This is a genomic window from Nonomuraea sp. NPDC059007, from assembly GCF_042740555.1.
Taxonomy (GTDB): Bacteria; Actinomycetota; Actinomycetes; order Streptosporangiales; family Streptosporangiaceae; genus Nonomuraea.
In genome coordinates this window covers 72,906-88,906 of record NZ_JBHYJD010000006.1, presented here as the reverse complement: position 1 = coordinate 88,906, position 16,001 = coordinate 72,906, and the positions used below count along the sequence as shown (strand labels likewise).

General features: G+C 68.5%; 15 protein-coding genes. 7 read left to right on the top strand and 8 right to left on the bottom strand.

Going from position 1 to position 16,001, the window contains the following annotated elements; translation table 11 throughout:
- Positions 1-65: 65 nt before the first annotated feature.
- The 3 genes from ACFWY5_RS11570 to ACFWY5_RS11560 form a co-directional block, all read right to left on the bottom strand.
- Positions 66-317 carry a hypothetical protein gene (locus ACFWY5_RS11570; protein WP_379631533.1) on the bottom strand — a complete coding sequence of 84 codons (252 nt, stop codon included), beginning with the start codon at positions 315-317 and terminating at the stop codon, positions 66-68.
- Positions 318-529: 212 nt separating this feature from the next.
- Positions 530-1,003: an NUDIX domain-containing protein gene (locus ACFWY5_RS11565; RefSeq protein ID WP_379631531.1), complete on the bottom strand. Its 474-nt coding sequence runs from the start codon at positions 1,001-1,003 to the stop codon at positions 530-532.
- A gap of 10 nt (positions 1,004-1,013) precedes the next feature.
- Positions 1,014-1,691, bottom strand: coding sequence for a DUF5919 domain-containing protein (locus ACFWY5_RS11560; RefSeq protein ID WP_379631529.1), 678 nt, complete (start codon positions 1,689-1,691; stop codon positions 1,014-1,016).
- 306 nt (positions 1,692-1,997) lie between these two features.
- On the opposite strand from ACFWY5_RS11560, the gene ACFWY5_RS11555 reads away from it, so the two are divergent.
- Together ACFWY5_RS11555 and ACFWY5_RS11550 are read left to right on the top strand one after the other, a co-directional pair.
- A complete protein-coding gene (locus ACFWY5_RS11555) occupies positions 1,998-2,906 on the top strand; it encodes a radical SAM/SPASM domain-containing protein (protein WP_379631527.1) in 909 nt (302 codons plus the stop codon).
- Positions 2,903-4,060: a methyltransferase domain-containing protein gene (locus ACFWY5_RS11550; protein ID WP_379631525.1), complete on the top strand. Its 1,158-nt coding sequence runs from the start codon at positions 2,903-2,905 to the stop codon at positions 4,058-4,060. The genes ACFWY5_RS11555 and ACFWY5_RS11550 overlap by 4 nt, the downstream gene beginning before the upstream one ends.
- 273 nt (positions 4,061-4,333) lie before the next feature.
- On the opposite strand, the gene ACFWY5_RS11545 is transcribed toward ACFWY5_RS11550, so the two are convergent.
- From ACFWY5_RS11545 to ACFWY5_RS11525, 5 genes are read right to left on the bottom strand one after another with little or no spacing between them, the layout of a single operon-like run.
- A complete protein-coding gene (locus ACFWY5_RS11545) occupies positions 4,334-5,818 on the bottom strand; it encodes a hypothetical protein (RefSeq protein ID WP_379631524.1) in 1,485 nt (494 codons plus the stop codon).
- Positions 5,818-7,368, bottom strand: a complete 1,551-nt coding sequence (locus ACFWY5_RS11540) for a hypothetical protein (RefSeq protein ID WP_379631522.1) — start codon at positions 7,366-7,368, stop codon at positions 5,818-5,820. The genes ACFWY5_RS11545 and ACFWY5_RS11540 overlap by 1 nt, the downstream gene beginning before the upstream one ends.
- Entirely contained in the window at positions 7,368-8,861 is a 1,494-nt protein-coding gene (locus ACFWY5_RS11535) for a hypothetical protein (RefSeq protein ID WP_379631520.1), read from the bottom strand. Before ACFWY5_RS11535 ends, ACFWY5_RS11540 begins: the two co-directional genes overlap by 1 nt.
- Positions 8,862-8,866: 5 nt before the next feature.
- Positions 8,867-9,682, bottom strand: coding sequence for a carbohydrate ABC transporter permease (locus ACFWY5_RS11530; protein WP_379611225.1), 816 nt, complete (start codon positions 9,680-9,682; stop codon positions 8,867-8,869).
- On the bottom strand, positions 9,679-10,542 hold the full coding sequence (locus tag ACFWY5_RS11525) for a carbohydrate ABC transporter permease (protein WP_379611226.1): 864 nt from the start codon (positions 10,540-10,542) through the stop codon (positions 9,679-9,681). Before ACFWY5_RS11525 ends, ACFWY5_RS11530 begins: the two co-directional genes overlap by 4 nt.
- 119 nt (positions 10,543-10,661) lie before the next feature.
- Here ACFWY5_RS11525 and ACFWY5_RS11520 point away from each other — a divergent pair, with 119 nt between their 5' ends.
- The 5 genes from ACFWY5_RS11520 to ACFWY5_RS11500 are packed head-to-tail and all read left to right on the top strand — an operon-like array spanning position 10,662 to position 15,998.
- Complete coding sequence (locus ACFWY5_RS11520) at positions 10,662-11,939, top strand: ABC transporter substrate-binding protein (RefSeq protein ID WP_379611228.1); 1,278 nt, start codon at positions 10,662-10,664, stop codon at positions 11,937-11,939.
- Positions 11,923-12,915: a Gfo/Idh/MocA family protein gene (locus tag ACFWY5_RS11515; protein WP_379631518.1), complete on the top strand. Its 993-nt coding sequence runs from the start codon at positions 11,923-11,925 to the stop codon at positions 12,913-12,915. Before ACFWY5_RS11520 ends, ACFWY5_RS11515 begins: the two co-directional genes overlap by 17 nt.
- Positions 12,912-14,477 carry a heparinase II/III family protein gene (locus ACFWY5_RS11510; RefSeq protein ID WP_379631516.1) on the top strand — a complete coding sequence of 522 codons (1,566 nt, stop codon included), beginning with the start codon at positions 12,912-12,914 and terminating at the stop codon, positions 14,475-14,477. The genes ACFWY5_RS11515 and ACFWY5_RS11510 overlap by 4 nt, the downstream gene beginning before the upstream one ends.
- Positions 14,461-15,195, top strand: a complete 735-nt coding sequence (locus tag ACFWY5_RS11505; protein WP_379631514.1) for an amidohydrolase family protein — start codon at positions 14,461-14,463, stop codon at positions 15,193-15,195. The genes ACFWY5_RS11510 and ACFWY5_RS11505 overlap by 17 nt, the downstream gene beginning before the upstream one ends.
- Positions 15,192-15,998 carry an amidohydrolase family protein gene (locus ACFWY5_RS11500; RefSeq protein WP_379631512.1) on the top strand — a complete coding sequence of 269 codons (807 nt, stop codon included), beginning with the start codon at positions 15,192-15,194 and terminating at the stop codon, positions 15,996-15,998. Before ACFWY5_RS11505 ends, ACFWY5_RS11500 begins: the two co-directional genes overlap by 4 nt.
- The last annotated feature ends 3 nt before the right edge of the window (positions 15,999-16,001 follow it).

Below are 16,001 nucleotides of genomic sequence, written 5' to 3'. Positions count from 1 at the left end.
GCTGATAGCCGCAAGTCACCGAATTGAATAGTCCACAGCTCGCCGAATCGATGGCTCACACGTCCTCACTCGAGCGGCGCTCGTCCGCGGCTGCGCGTGACATCTTCGGTCGTGGCCCGCTCGTCAGCCTCCTGAGCGGTAATCGCGCCGGCCCCGTACACCGCGGCGCGACCTTCCGTCGTGTGGCTGGCGGCGATCTCGCGCAGCGCGCCACGAGCAAGGACAGCAGAGACGCTGAGCCCGTGTTCCTCGGCGTGCTTGCGTACGGTGCTGAGGATCCATGCATCCACACTGAGTGACGTCTTCTCCAGGGCCATGTCCGGAGTATGCCCGCGCGCGGTAGTGCTCGGGGAAAGAACGGATGCCGGGTCGGGCTGGTGCCGGACACGGTTCCCTGGGGGTGCCTCCATGTGTCCCGCGAGAAGGCCCCCGAACCTCGGGCATGTCCTCCGCCGTCAGTGCTGTGCGTGCTGTCACTCTGCAGCGGAGGACGCCGCCGATTCTGGCTGGCCGGGGCGGCGGGCTTGTGTCAGCCGATGTAGGGTTCCCGCCGTTCTGGATCGAAGGCGTGCTTCAGCCGTAGCTGCTGCGTCGGGTGAAGAGGCAGCTCGTCGATTTCGCCACGAGTGACCCAGCGGACCTCCCGTGCCTCGTCGGTGGCCTGCGCCGTGCCGCCCACGGGCCGGGCGCTGAAGCACACGTTGAACTGCTGACGCACCTCGCCGTCGCTGTAGGCGATCACATGCCGGGGGTCGCTGTAGATGCCAACGAGGCCCGTGATCTCGACGGCTACCCCCGTCTCCTCCAGGACCTCGCGCACCACCGCGGCAGCAATCGTCTCGCCGACATTCATCACGCCGCTTGGTAGCGACCACAACCCGCTGTCGCGCCGTTCATGCAGGAGCACACGGCCCTCATCGTCGACGACGACCGCCGAGCCACCGGGCACAAGCGAGTTGGGGATCGGCGCCTTCGGGTCGTTGTAGTAGTCCGCGCGCGCCATGCCGACCGACCTACCCAGCCGCGACAGCCCTCAGTCGCGTGGTTGTGCTCCAGATCTGCTCGAACTGGTCGGCATATCGGGTGAAGACGCCGTGCGGCGACAGCTCGCGGAGGTGGAGGGCCGGGTGCTGGTAGCCGCGAGCCCGATAGAGATACGGAGTGACGACCATTTCGCCGTCGAACCGGTAGATCGACGAGTAGAGGTGCACTTGGTGGAGACCGATGCGCACGCCGGGGACCTCGCGCAACTCTCGCAGGTGGTTGAGGGCGTTCCGGATGCGGCCGGGCAGGGTGCCGCCGAGATGTTCCAGTTCGTCCCGCTCCCTGACGTGCTCGCACTCGGGATCGGCGAGAGCGATTCGGACGCGGGCACCAGCTGCGCATTTGGCGGCGATGAGCTTCGGGAGGTCGATGTGCTGCTCCCAGATGAACAGAAAGCAGTAGCCCACGATGTCGATGTTCTCGCGAGCACCGGCCAGAAGGGACCCCCAGAGCGAAGCCGGAACGTCGACGCGATGCGCGTAGGCGCCAACGACTTCGCTCGTTACCATGCCGCCGGGGGCTTGGTCCGGCCGGGTCACAGGCCACAAAGTGGCTTCGTCCTCGCTGACGGCCGCGGCAATGGTGAGCCGGTTGGCGCGATGAGGAACGCGGCCGCCTATCCATCTGGCCACCGTCTTGACATCCACGCCCGCGGCAGCCGCGAGAGCGGCCCGGGTCACACCCGATCGCAGCATTGCAGTGAGTAGACGCTCATTCGTGGGGAGAGGCATGGGGCCTTTATACGGCTCCAGGACGTCCCCGAAACGTCCTTCGGGAGGTTCCGGCGTCCCTCGCTCTTCCGCACGCTGTATGACATGCGCAAAGACATGGACGCCTCGGCGTCACCGACGAGTTCCGGCTCGCCGACGCGCACATGGCAGCGGTGATCGCGAGGGCCAGAGCCACCCATCCAATCGTCCGCCATCGCCGGACGGCCCGTCTCAGGAGGACCAATGAGCACGGCACCACCCGCCCTGGACTTCTTCTGGGCCGAGATCACCGGCAAGTGCCAGCTGGCTTGCGCCCACTGCTACGCCGACTCCGGCCCGACCGGAACACACGGCACCATGACCATCCACGAATGGAATGCCGTGATCAGCCATGCCGCACAGCTCGGCGCCCGCATCGTTCAGTTCATCGGAGGCGAGCCCACACTGCACCCTGGCCTGCCAACGCTCATCGGCCACGCGCTGCGCGAAGGGCTGGAGGCCGAGGTATACACCAACCTCGTCCACGTCACCCCCGCGACGTGGGAGGTCTTCGCCCAGCCCGGCGTACGGCTGGCCACCAGCTACTACACCGACGACCCTGACCAGCACCAGCAGATCACCGGCCGCATGACCCTGCACCGCACCCGTACCAATATCGCCCAAGCCCTCACCAGAGGCATCCCCATCCGTGTCGGCATCATCGACATCCATGACGGTCAGCACGTCGACCAGGCCAGGGCCCAGCTCGTGCAGCGCGGCGTCACCAAGATCGGCGTTGACCGAATGCGGCTCCTCGGGCGACCGGCCCAGCAGGCGTGTGACGCCTCCGAACTGTGCGGCCGGTGCGGCGACGGCATCGCCGCGATTCTGCCCGACGGCACCGTGACGCCCTGCCCGCTCGCCCGATGGATGAGCGCGGGCAACGTCCGCAACGACCATCTGAGTGAGCTGTACGCTGACACCAGCCGGCTCGCCGCCAAGGCGGGCCTACACCTCCCGAACCGCATGCCACCGTGCAAGCCAGATGGCGACGGCAACTGTGAGCCGTCCTGCCGGCCCGGCTGTGACCCAGCACTCGGCTGCCAACCCCCCGGCCCTGGCGGTGACCCTCCCCCGCCTCCGCCGGACGACCGACTCAAGGCGGCTTCATGATCAGCGCACCTGACCCGACCGGCATGGCAGCACACCTGGTCACCGCCGACGTTCTCGACCCCGCCCAGCCTCGCCAGCGCATCTGGCTCCGCGCGATCGAACAGGTGCCGCGCCACCTGTTCGTGCCCGTACGCGCCTTCGTGCAGCCGCAGTACGACGAGCCGGACCACATCATCGACCGAGACGTCGACCCTGACGTCTGGCGCCGCGCCGTCTACTCTCATACTGCGATCATCACGCAGCGCGACGACGGCGCGGCCGCACTCGACGACACGACCGCGTACCCCACGTCATCGCTGTCATCTCCCCACGTGGTCGCCAAGATGCTGCACCTGCTCAACGTGGACAAGCATCACCGGGTGCTGGAGATCGGCACGGGAAGTGGTTGGACGGCGGCCCTGCTCGCTTGGCGGCTCGGCAACAACCAGGTGACCACTGTCGAGATCGACGATGCCGTCGCCGCCACGGCCGAGCAGAACCTCAAAGCCGCGGGCTACGCGCCGACCCTCGTCGTCGGAGACGGCGCGTTCGGGCACCTGGGCGGTGCCCCCTACGACCGGATCCACGTCACCTGCGGTGTCCGCGACGTCCCACACGCGTGGGTGGAACAGACGCGACCCGGCGGCTCAATTGTCCTGCCCTGGATGCCTGTGCCCGGCCGTTGGGGCCTGCAGCTCCGTCTCGACGTACTCGACGACGGCAGCGCCGTCGGGACCTTCGGCGACGACTGCGGGTTCATGATGCTCCGCTCGCAGCGAGCCGCCCGCGAGTGGGCAGCGCCGTCGGACGACGGCGTGGAGAGCACCACACGGACCGACCCGCGGGAGGTGTCCGCGGCGCTCGGCGGCTCCTTCGCGCTCGGGCTTGCCGCGACCGCACCCCATATCGTCGTCACTTCCGCCGAGAACGAACAGGGGGATGCATGGGCCATGAGGCTTCAGGACCTCACCGGCGACGGCTGGGCCGTCGTCACGGCCCGAACGGGGCAGGACACCAGAGTTGTGCAGAGCAGCGCCCGCCCGCTGTGGACGCAACTGGAAACGGCCTTCATGGAATGGTTGCGCGCCGGCCGGCCAGAGAGGTCCGCGTACCGGATGCTCATCTCTCCAGCCGGGCAGCACGTGCGGCTGACGCAGGTCCGCTCGACCACATAGATGCCAGGACCTTGACCTTTGAGGACGCCCGAGGAAAGAGCTTGTGCGGCGTTCGCGGCCACCCGGCGAGAAGCGCTCAAGCCCGCACCTGGTGCTCGGGATCAATGAGCACGCTGGCCTCCGTACGCGCGAGCCGCGCCGCAGGCGCGCATCATCAAGGCGCCCGAGCGGAGCGAGGTCCGTTGACCGGGGCGGGCTCCAACGGCCCAACCACTTAGGTGGGTAAGGGGTGGGCCGTCGGTAAGGCGCCCGACCGCAGGGAGGACCTCGCCCTTAGTCGTGGGCGAGCAGGCGGGACAACGTGATCAGGTGGGAGGAGTTGGTGGGGGTGAAGTTGGTGTATTTGGCTGCCACCAGCGCCTTCACCTGCGTGTCCCACTCCGTGAGCTCGATCCACGAGTGCAGGAAGTAGTCGGTCCCGTTGGCCGCTCCGGTGCCGTCCACCCGCAGGCTGAAGACCGGCGCCGTGGTGGAGCCGTTCCACATTTTGAGTTTGAGGGTGTTCTTGAGGGCGATCATGTCGGCGGTGGTCATCACCTGCCCGCGCCGGTACGACTCCAGGAACGCCGACAGGTCCACGTTCGCGTGGGAGAGGTCCTCTTTCATGGTGGTGTAGGTGCCGTAGTTCCAGATGTACGCGCCGCCGGAGCTGACCAGGTTCGACTTGGCCCACTGGACGGTGGAGTTGGCTTTCTGGAGGTAGGCGGGGTCGCCGTTGAGGCTGTGCAGGACGGTCAGCAGGTTGGCGAAGCCGAGGGCCATGTTGAAGGGCAGGTCGTTGCCGGTGCCGGTGTGGGAGAGGGTGTCGACGTTCGGGGGCTGGCGCCAGGTGGTGCCGTTCCACGTGTTGCCGAGGTAGGCGCTCTGTTCCCAGCGGGGCACGATCTCGGTCTCCAGAAAGCCACGATACGCCGCCGCTTTCGCGCTATATCCGGATAAGGCGGGGGTCTGGGCGACGAGCCTGGAGAACTCGGCCATGGGGCTGCCGATCATGGCATCGTGCACCATGTACGGGAAGCGGCCGCTCAGCTTCACGTCGTCGAAGGACGCCGATCCGGCCACCGTGTAGGAGGCGTGCTCCAGCCACACCCGAAGCTGCGGCCCACCGGTGGGCAGCTTGCACTCGACCTGCTTGAACGTCCAGCTCGTCGAGGTGTAGTCGAGCGCGCAGATCGTCGTCGACCCGTTGCGCAGCACGATCCGCCCGGTCACCGACCCGGCCTTCTTGCCCCATCCGCGCAGAACGTAGGTGGATCCGCCCTCGTAGGCGCTGTTGACGTTCTGGTAGAGCTTCTTCCACTTGGTCTGGTCGGAGACCACCCGCACCGACTGGGTGCCCGCGACCGCGTCGGTCGTGCGATAGACATGGCTGCCGGTGTCCTGAAAGCGGGTCCACGAAGTGGGAAGCGCACCGTCACCGCTTTCGAAGCCCGTGTTGGCGATCTCGACCGGCGAGTACCGCTCGGTGCTCCACCCGAGGAACCCGTCACCGTCCACGTCGTCGGCGTTGGCGATCACCGTGTCGGCGTGGGTGACCAGCTTGTCCAGCCAGGCGGTGTCCTGGGTGACCCGGTAGACGTCGAGGTAGCTGCGCATGATGTAGCTCTCGCCCCAGGCCAGGGTCGCGCTGCTGCGGTCGTTGTAGACGGAGGCGCCGATCTGCGCCTCAAGCGCCCTGTACTTGGTGAGCCAGGGGCTTTCCACGGAGTGCGCGCCGCTCAGCGCGAGCGTCCCCGCCACGACCAGGTTGAGTAACACTACGACCCCCTTCGGGCGTGCCAGTTGAGGTAGGCCACACAGCCCAGATAAGAACCGAGCTGCGGCTGTACGGCGCGGCCGTCATAGATGGCCCGCGAGTGCGTGAACACGGCCTCGTCCCACTGCGCCACGGCCATCCACCGCGGCGCCTGCAGATACTGCCCGGCGGAGGTCGTGCTGCCGGTGCCGTCGACGCGCTGGTAGGCGGTGGCGATGCCGTCCGCGCCGGGCGGCGCCACGAGGTTCTTGCTGTAGGTACGCGCGAAGCGCGCCATGTCCGCGCCCTTGTAGAACAGCCGGTTGCGGAAGACCGCGGCGGCGAACTCGACGTCGATCGCCCCATGGCTGAGGTCCTCGATCTGCCGCGCGGGTCCGCCGGAAGGCGTGAACTCCGAGACGCCGTCGGCCTTGCCGAACCCGTTGTAGGTCCGCCCGAACGACGGCCAGTACGACCACACGTAGGCGTCGTCGGCGTCGGCCTCGACCTCGCGCAGGAAGGTCCTGGCCATGCGCCGCGCCCGGTCGGCGTAGAAGGGGTCGCCGGTGGCGGCGGCGAGTTCGGCGTAGGTCTGGCCGAGCGCGAGACTCTGGTTCGTGGGCTGCTCGGTGCCGTCGTAGGCGAGCGGCGTGCCCTTGTTCCACACGAAATACCCCCGGCCGTCCTCGGTCTGCCGCCACTCGTCGTCGTGGACGGCCGCCGCGTCCCGCGCCGCCTTCAGGTACTCCACCGCCTTGTGCCGATATTTCGGTATGGCCCGCAGCCGCGGACTCCGCAGCACGAGCTTGGCGAACGACGCCATCGGATAAGTGATCATCCCGGTGTGCACCGTGAAGATCACCGGCTGCGACACGAACGCCGTGGCCCCGAGCGCGGGCACGGCGTTCCCCGCGGGCGCGGCCCGCAGCTCCCGCGCCGTCACCAGCGTCGGCGTCGGATAGGCGTCGAGAATCCGCCGGACCGCGTAGTCGGCCGCCGCCGGATCCAGCGACAGGTCGGTGAAGGTCGCCACCAGGTTCGTCCGGTTGTTGCGCACCTCCAGCGTGAACCGGTCGGCGGAGCTGCCCGCCCGCACGGTCGCCACCGCGTTGTCGGCGTAGGTCAGGGCGGTGCGGATCTCGATCAGCGCCTGCCCGCCCGCGTCCTTCAGCGTCACCAGGCCGACCGTGTAGGGCGCCATGGCCCGCCAGCCGGGCAGCGAGCGGCCCCGGTGGTCGGTGACGCCGCGGACCGAGTCGCGCCCGGCCAGCACCAGGTCGATGTTGTGGATGAGCCGGTCGAGGTAGTGGGTGTCCTGGTAGGCCTCATACATGCGGACGAAGCCCGCCAGCACGTACGACTGGCCCCAGGCCAGGCCGCCGTGCTCGTTGGTGCCGGACGGCTGGCCGGCGCTGCCGCTCTCGTGGAAGGTCCGGTCGAACAGGTCGAAGGTCTCGCGGGCGGTGTAGTCGTGGGCGGAGGCGGCGCGTGCCGTACCGGGAAAACCAGGGAGAACGGCCGTGCCGGAGAGAGCGAGGGCGCCGAGCGTGAACTGGCGGCGGGACAGACGCATCAGGACCTCCGGGCGAACCAGTTGAGATAGGCGACGCTCAGGAGCGTGGAACCCGCCTGGGACTCCACGGCGTGGTCGTCGTAGACCTTGCGGGCGTGCGTGAACAGGCCGGGGTCCCACTGCGCGACGGGCATGAAGCGGGGCGCCTGCAGGTACTGCCCGGCCGGGGCGAGGCCGCCGCCACCGTCGATGTAGAGGAACGTGGTGGCGACGCCGTTGTCGCTGGTGGCCAGGTTGCGGGTGTAGGTGCGGGCGAGGCGGACCATGTCGTGGCCGCGGAAGCCGAGGCCGGCGCGGTGGGCGGCGCCGGCGAACTCGACGTCGATCCCGGCGTGGCTGAGGTCCTCCATCTGCTGCGCGCCCACGGGCGGCCTGCCGTACGACGGCGTCCATTCCGAGACGTCGTCGGCCTGGGTGTAGCCGCGGTACATCACCCCGGACGCCGGCCAGTAGGGCCAGACGTAGGCGTCCTTGTCGTTGGTCCGCAGGTCGCGGCCGAACGTGCGGGCCATGGCCCGGGTGCGCTCGCGGTAGCGGTGCTCGCCGGTGGCGGCGGCGAGTTCGGCATAGGTCTGGCCGAGGCCGAGCGACTGGTTGTGGGGCTGCTCGGTGCCGTCGTAGGGGACCGGCATGTGCTTGGGCCAGATGAAGTAGCCGCCGTCGTGCCACTCGCGGTCGTGGATGGCCGCAGCCTCGCGGACGGCTTGGAGGTACTCACGCGCCTTGTCCCGATATTTCGTGATGCGTTGGAGCCTGGGGCTCTGACGGACCAGACGGACGAAGGCGGCCATGGGATACGTGATCATGCCGGTGTGCACGGAGAAGTGCACGGGCGCCGCCGCCATCGGGAACGTGCCGTGCGCGGGCGCGCCCGGGGCGAGCCGTTTGGCGGTGACCATGTTGGGGGTCGGGTAGGCGGCCAGGACGCGCTCGACGGCGTTGTCCACGGTGTCGTCCACGGTCAGGTCGGTGAAGGTGGAGACGCGCTTCTTTTTCGGGTTGTCCACCACGATCGTGAAGCGTTCGGCCGAACTGCCCGCCTTCACGGTGACGACGGCGTCGCTGACGTTGGTGAGCGCGCTGCGGACCTCCAGGACCGGCGTGCCGGCGGCGTCGAGCAGGATGACCCCGCCCGCGGTGTAGCTGGTGTTGCGCCAGCCCGGCAGCGACAGCCCCCGGTAGTCCGTCACGCCGCGCACCGAGTCACGCCCGGCCAGCACCAGGTCGGCGTTGTGGATGAGCCGGTCGAGGTAGTGGGTGTCCTTGTAGGCCTCGTACATCCGGATGAACGCGCACAACACGTACGACTGGCCCCACCCGAGGGCGCCCAGTTCGTTGGTGTGCGTGGGCTGCCCGGTCAGCCCGCTGTCGTGGAAGACCTTGTCGAACAGGTCGAACGTCTCCCGGGTGGTGTAGTCGTAGCCTGCCGGGCGCGCGGTGAGGGGTAACCCCAGAGCCATCGCGCCCAAACCGAACTGCCTGCGGGTCAACATCGCGGTCAGCCTTTCACTGCGCCTCGCATGCCTTCGAGGACGTGGCGTTGCATGAGCATGAAAACGACGACCACCGGGATGATCGAGATGATCGTCCCGGCGGCGAGGGTCCTGACGTCGGTGCCGGTGATCCCGGCCAGATAGGCGATCCCGAGCGCGATCGGGTACTTGGCCGAGTCCTTGAGCACGACCAGCGGCCAGATGAAGCTGTTCCAGACCGAGATGAAGCCGAAGATGGCGAGGATGGCCAGCGTGGGCCGGGCGGCGGGCAGCATCACGTGCCAGAAGATGCGCAGCTCGTGACAGCCGTCGGTGCGCGCGGCGTCCACGATCTCGCGCGGCACCCCGGCGAACGTCTGCCGCAGCAGGAAGATCCCGAACGCCGACAGCAGGCCGGGCAGGATCACCCCGGCATAGGTGTCGGCCAGGCCGAGCTGCGAGACCACGAGGAACCGCGGGATGAGCATGACCTCGCCCGGCAGGAACATCGTGGACAGGATCGCCAGGAAGATCAGGTTCCGGCCGCGGAAGCGCAGCCGCGCCAGCGGGTACGCGCACAGCGCCGAGACCAGCACGTACGCGGGAACCATCGCGCCCACGTAGATGACCGAGTTGAGCAGATAGCGGGGGAACGGGATCGCCGTCCACGCCTCCCTCACCCAGTCCAGGACCGGCGGCCGGGGGATGATGTCGGGCGGGAAGGCGAAGACCGCCTGGTCGGACGGCTTCAGCCCCGACGACAGCAGGATGAGGAAGGGGCCCACGAAGACCAGGGCGATCGCCGTGAGCAGGACGTACATCCCGATGTTGCGTGTTCTCACGACTTCCCCCTGGTGAGGCGGTGGTTGAGTATCGCCAGCGCGATCATGACCACCCAGAGCACGAGGCCGATGGCGCTGGCGTAGCCCATCTCGTAGTGCTCGAAGCCGGCCGACCAGATGTAGTAGCCGAGGGTCAGCGTCGCGTCCTGCGGTCCGCCCCGGGTCATGACGTACACCGAGGTGAAGGCCTGCATCGCGTCGAGCATCTCCATCGTGAACGCGACGGCGATGTACGGGATCATGAGCGGCACGGTGATGCGCCGCAGCCGGTCCCAGGCGGTGGCGCCGTCGACGCGGGCCGCCTCGTAGAGCGAGGTGTCGATGGTCTGCAGCCCCGCGAGGTAGATCATCATGTAGAAGCCCATGCTCTTCCAGCCCTCGACCACGATGAGCGCGGGCAGCGCCCAGAACGGGTCGAGCAGGTACTGGATCGGCTGGTCCAGCAGGCCGGCGCCGGTGAGGATCCAGTTGAGCACGCCCTGCTGGTTGAAGACGTACTCCCAGGCCACGGCCACCGCGACCATCGAGGTGACCACCGGCAGGTAGTAGAGCATCCGGAAGGTCCTGATCCCCGGCAGCTTCTGGTTCACGAGTACGGCCAGCAGCAACGGCAGCACGACCAGCAGCGGGAACAGCCCGATCAGGAACAGCACCGAGTTGAGCGTCGCGGTCCAGAACTTCTCGTCGCCCAGGAGGCGCACGAAGTTGTCCATCCCGACGAAGGCGGGCGGCGAGACCACGTCGTACCGCATGAACGACAGCTGGATCGCGGTGACGGCGGGCCAGACGAAGAAGACCCCGAACAAGGCCAGGGCCGGGAGGGCGAAGAGGTAGGGGGTGTACCACCGCTGTCCGGGCATTGGTAGTCCTAAAGATGGATAACGGCGGGCCAGAATTTTCTGCAGCGTACATAGCCCAGGGATTGACGGCAAGAGCGCGTCCTGTCATTGTGCCGAAAGTAGCGATTAAGGACGGCCACATGTCAAGCAGAAGCTTCTTAGTAGCGGCTCTCGCGTTCTCCCTCTTCGCGACCGGCTGCGTCGCCGGCACCTCCGGAGCCGCGGAAGGCGGTAACGACCAGCCCTTCGAGGGCGAGGTCGAGTTCTGGACGATCAACCTGAAGAAGAACTACAGCGACTACATCAACGGCCTGATCGCCGACTACCAGAAGCAGCACCCCCAGGTCACGGTCAAGTGGGTCGACGTGCCCGGCCAGGAGAGCGCCACGAAGCTGCTGGCCGCCGTGGCCAGCGGCGAGGTGCCCGACGCGGTCAACGTCAGCTCGATCGAGCTGGGCCGTTTCACGCCGTCGCTCGAACCGCTCGACGCCTACTTCACCCAGGGCGACCTCGCCGACTTCCAGCCGAACCTCGTCGAGCCGCTGCGTACCGGCGGAAAGCTCTACGCCGTGCCCTGGTACAACGGCGGCTCGCCCGTCGCCATGTACCGCAAGTCGGTGATGGACAAGGTCGGCTTCGACCCCAGCAAGCCTCCGGTCAGCTACGACGAGGCGCTCGCGCTGGCCGACAAGGTCTTCGGCAAGACCAAGGTCAACGGGTTCAACGCCCTCCCCGACCACAACACGCTGCGCTACTACGGCATCGAACTGCTCAGCCCCGACAAGAAGAAGGCCGTGTTCAACACGCCGCAGGCCACCGAGGTGCTGGAGAAGTTCAAGAAGAGCTACGCGGCCAAGGGCATCGCGCCCGGAGCCGTCTCCAAGGACATCCGCAACCTCCCGCAGACGCTGGAGAACGGCCAGGTCGCCTTCAAGGCGCACGCGAACGCCGCCGAGCTGCTCAACGTGCAGAAGAACGCGCCCGACGTCTACAAGGACCTGCTCGTCACCGCGCCGGTCCAGATGAGCACCGGCGGCAACCTGCTGCTGGCGCAGCAGGCCTTCTCCATCCCCAAGGCGTCCAAGAACAAGAAGGCCGCCGCGGAGTTCATCAAGTACTTCACCAACGGCGCCAACCAGCTGGCCTTCTGCAAGATCGTGCCGATCTACCCCTCGACGGTCTCCTCGACCAAGGACACGTTCTTCACCGACGTCTCCGGCGACGACCCGATGGCCATGGCCAGAAGCGTGATCGTGAAGGGGCTGCCCCAGCTGAAGTACACCCCGATCGGCACCAACAAGGACGCGGAGCTGGGCGAGCTGCTCTCCGAAGAGGTGCGGGCCTTCCTCACGGGTACCAAGAGCGCGAAGGAAGCGCTCGACACTGCAGAGAAGCGATGGAATGACGCACTTGCCTAAGCTCAGAGTAGGGATCATCGGCGCCGGGATCATGGGCCGCGGGCACGCCGAGGTGCTCACCGCCCACCCCGACGTCGAGCTCACCGCGGTCTCGCGCAGTCCCCTGGGAGAGGCGGCCGTCTACTCCGACTACCGCGACCTGATCGCCTCCGGGACGGTCGACGCCGTCTCGATCACCACGCCCGACCACCTGCACGCCGACATGATGGTCGCCGCCGCGCGGGCCGGGCTGCACATCCTGGTCGAGAAGCCGTTCACCACCACGGTCGCCGACGCCGACCGCGCGGTCGCCGCCATCCGCGAGGCGGGCGTGATCGCGATGTGCCTGTTCAACCACCGCTGGGTGCCCGCGTACGCGCAGGCCAAGCAGCAGATGGAGCTGGTCGGCGAGCCCGTCGTGGGGTACGCCCGCAAGGACGACACCATCTACGTGCCCACCGAGATGATCCGCTGGGCCGACCAGACGAGCTGCGCCTGGTTCCTGTCCAGCCACGACATCGACCTGCTCAGCTGGCTCTACGACGACCGCGTGGTGGAGGTGTTCGCCACCGCCCGCCACGGCAAGCTGCGCGGCATGGGCATCGAGACCCCCGACGCGATGCAGATCCAGGCCCGCTTCAGCCGGGGCGCCGTCGCCACCTTCGAGTCGGCCTGGATCTACCCGAACACCTTCCCGACCATGGTCGACAGCTACGTCACCGTGGTCGGCGAGGACGGCGTCATCCAGCTCGACCGCCAGAAGGAGAACATCCAGGTGGCCACCGCCAAGGCCTACGCCTACCCGCGCAACATGCTCCAGCGCGTCGTGCACGGCGTGCCCGCCGGAGCCTACCGCGACGCCATCCACCACTTCGTCGACTGCGCGCGCACCGGGACCGAGCCGCTGATCAGCGTCGAGAGCTCGCGCGACGTGACCGCCGTGCTGGCCGCCGCGCACGAGTCCGCCCGCACCGGGCTTCCGGTGAGGCTCGCATGACCGCCTATGTGGAGAAGCCGCCGCATGTGCACCCGACCCGGATGCGCCACATCCCCGACGAGGATCTGCCGGAGCTGGGCCGTACCTGGAGGTGGCGGGCGCCCGTCCCCGCGGGCATGCCGGCGGACGCCGCCGACGACCTGATCGGCATCGAGGTCGACTTCCTGGACAAGGGCCACGGCCGCTCCCGCCTGTACGGTTTCCACTACCTGCGCTGGATGACCCCGCTGATCGCCGCCTACTCCGAGACCGGCGAGCAGCGCTACGCCGACACCTGGGAGCGCCTGTTCCTGCAGTGGTACGCCGACCGCGACCGGGTGGAGGGCGACTGGCCAGGCCTCGACGTGATCTGGTACTCGCTCGGCGTGTGCGCCCGCGGCATGTACCTCACCCACGCCCTGCACGTCTTCGGCACGGCCCTGGGCGAGCGGTGCCGGAGGGAGATGCTGAAGACCGTCATCGGCGGCGCGCGCTGGTCGGCCGAGGAGCACGACGAGTTCCGCCACGGCAACTGGCAGTTCGCGACCGTCTGTGAGCTCCTGCACCTGGCCCGCGTCTTCGCCGACCTGCCGGAGGCCGGGTCGTGGGCGGAGGTGGCGCTGGCCCGCATCCACGAGCACCTGGAGCGCGACGTACGCGCCGACGGCGGCCACCACGAGCGCTCGCCCGGCTACCACGGCATGTGCCTGGACGCGCTCAAGCGGGCCGCCGCTGTCGAGCCTTCGCTGGCCGCCCACCCCCGCTACCCGCTCATGCACGACTGGCTGGCCGCGCTGACCACGTCGGGCGGCTGGGTGCCGCACCTGCAGGACAGCGGTGTGGTCTGGCCGGTGGACATCGAGCCGCTGTCCGGTCCGGTCAACCTTGAGGCCAGCGGGTACGCGGTGCTGCGGGGCGGCGGCTTCCACACGGTGATCAACTATGGGCCTTATGTCGGGCACGAGCTGGAGCCGCACAGCCACCACGCGGCGCTCGACTTCGTCATCGAGGGATGGGGCGTGCCGCTGGCGTGGGAGGGCGGCGGGCCGCCGTCTTATGACGATCCGGGCTACTACGACTGGTACCAGGCGACCAGGGCGCACAACACGTTGCTGGTGCCGGGGCAGGAGTATGTGGAGGATCGAAGGGCTTCATGCGACCTGTTCCGGATTTTTCCTGATAAACAGGTCTTCGAGGGACATCATCGCGGCTACGAGCAGCGCCACGACCGGCGGATCGTCTTCGTGCCCGACCCCGGCTATTGGGTGGTCTCCGACCGCATCGACGCGGAGGCGATCTGGCAGCTCCACGGCCTGTCGCCCTGGCGCCGCCACGGGGACGGGTTCGTGACGGAGAAGGGTCCCGGGCTGCTGGCCGTACCCCTGGAGGAGCCCGACGAGGTCCTGCATGGGAACGGTCCCGCACGCATCCCCGACCCCGAGGCCAGGACCGCCGAATACGGCGAGATCCACACCCTCGGACTGCGCCGCGCCGACGGCCGGTTCACCGTCGGCCTCTTCCCCTTCCGCGACCAGCCCCCCACGGTCCCCGACGGTTGGACGGTTCATGCTGATCGACGCTGACGCGATGCTCGGCCGACACCCCCGCAGGGACGTCGGCCAGGGCACGGTCACGCAGGCGCTGGCCAGAATGGACCGTTTCGGCATCGCCGAGGCGCTCGTGAGCCACAGCTGGTCGTGGCTGCACGACCCGCACCAGGGCAATCTCAAGGTCGTCAAGTTGACGGAAGGACAGCCCAGGCTGCGCCCCTGCTGGGTGATGCTGCCCGACACCTGCGACGAGACCGCGAACTTCGTCACCTCCGCCCTGGACAACGGCGTCGCCGCCGTCCGCGCCTACCCCGCCGACCACGGCTACGACCTCGCGGGCAAGGACACCGCCCGCCTGCTCGACGCCGTCGCCGAGGCCGGGCTGCCGCTGCTGCTCGACGCGCCGCAGGTCGGCTGGCCCACCGTCGAGGCCGTCGCCGCCGCCCGCCCCGGCCTCGCCGTCGTCGTCGGCGGCCTCGGATACCGCCTGCTCAGGCAGGCAGCGGGCGTGCTCGCCCGCACCCCCAACGTCCATCTCGGGCTGGCCAACCTCTCCTCCCACTGCGGCCTCGAATGGCTCGTCGAGAGGTACGGCCCGCGCCGCCTCGTCTTCGGCACCGGCGCCCCCGCCAGAGACCCGGCCGAGGCGCTCACCCGGCTCCTCTGGTCGGAACTGGACGACGAGAGCGTGGCCGCCATCGGCTCCGGCAATGTGCTGGGCCTGCTGCGTCAGGAAGCGAGGGCCGCGTGAGCATCGAGACCGCCGTGTGGAGCCGCCGACCCCAGACCGGGGTACGGATCGTGGACGCGCACGCGCACGCCGGGCCGTACAGCCTGTTCTTCATCCCCGAGGCCGGGCCCGAGGCGATGGTGCGGGTCATGGACCGGTGCGGGGTGGCGCACGCGGTCCTGTCCAGCCACCTCGCCATCCAGCTCGACGCCACCGAGGGCAACGCGCAGACCGCCGAGATCGTCCGGGGCGCGCCCGACCGGTTCACCGGGTACCTGACCGTCAATCCCTGGCAGGATCCCGTGGGGGAACTGGCGCGGTGGGGGGACGATCCGTGCTTCGGGGGCATCAAGCTCCATCCTGACCTGCACGACTATCCGCTCACCGGGCGGCGGTACGCGCCGGTGTGGGAGTTCGCGCAGCGGACCGGGTGCCCGGTGCTGACGCACAGCTATGACGGCTCGCCGTACAACGATCTCGGGCAGGTGGAGGAGGTGGCCGCCCGGCATCCCGGGGCGACCATCCTGGCCGGGCATGCCGGTGCCACGCCGCTCGGCTTCGACCTCGCGATCGAGGCGGCGCAGCGACAGCCCGGACTCATCCTGGAGGTCTGCGGCTCCTTCAACAGCGGGCCCGACATCGTCAGAATGGTGTCGGAGGTCGGAGCGGGCCGGGTGGTCTACGGCTCCGACTTCCCGTTCATCGATCTTCGCATGTCGCTCGGCCGGGTAATCTTCAGTGGCCTCGCCGAGGAGGACCGTGCGGCGGTCCTCGGCGGGACGATGACGCGACTCCTGCAGTGGCGATCCGGACTGGAGAGATAACGA

Excerpts from the sequence above, each read along its gene's own strand:
- ACFWY5_RS11555 (WP_379631527.1), top strand. The coding sequence starts at position 1,998 with ATGAGCACGGCACCACCCGCCCTGGACTTCTTCTGGGCCGAGATCACC.
- ACFWY5_RS11525 (WP_379611226.1), bottom strand. The coding sequence starts at position 10,542 with ATGCCCGGACAGCGGTGGTACACCCCCTACCTCTTCGCCCTCCCGGCC.
- ACFWY5_RS11515 (WP_379631518.1), top strand. The coding sequence starts at position 11,923 with ATGACGCACTTGCCTAAGCTCAGAGTAGGGATCATCGGCGCCGGGATC.
- ACFWY5_RS11540 (WP_379631522.1), bottom strand. The coding sequence starts at position 7,368 with ATGCGTCTGTCCCGCCGCCAGTTCACGCTCGGCGCCCTCGCTCTCTCC.
- ACFWY5_RS11535 (WP_379631520.1), bottom strand. The coding sequence starts at position 8,861 with ATGTTGACCCGCAGGCAGTTCGGTTTGGGCGCGATGGCTCTGGGGTTA.
- ACFWY5_RS11565 (WP_379631531.1), bottom strand. The coding sequence starts at position 1,003 with ATGGCGCGCGCGGACTACTACAACGACCCGAAGGCGCCGATCCCCAAC.
- ACFWY5_RS11510 (WP_379631516.1), top strand. The coding sequence starts at position 12,912 with ATGACCGCCTATGTGGAGAAGCCGCCGCATGTGCACCCGACCCGGATG.
- ACFWY5_RS11570 (WP_379631533.1), bottom strand. The coding sequence starts at position 317 with ATGGCCCTGGAGAAGACGTCACTCAGTGTGGATGCATGGATCCTCAGC.
- ACFWY5_RS11505 (WP_379631514.1), top strand. The coding sequence starts at position 14,461 with ATGCTGATCGACGCTGACGCGATGCTCGGCCGACACCCCCGCAGGGAC.
- ACFWY5_RS11550 (WP_379631525.1), top strand. The coding sequence starts at position 2,903 with ATGATCAGCGCACCTGACCCGACCGGCATGGCAGCACACCTGGTCACC.
- ACFWY5_RS11520 (WP_379611228.1), top strand. The coding sequence starts at position 10,662 with ATGTCAAGCAGAAGCTTCTTAGTAGCGGCTCTCGCGTTCTCCCTCTTC.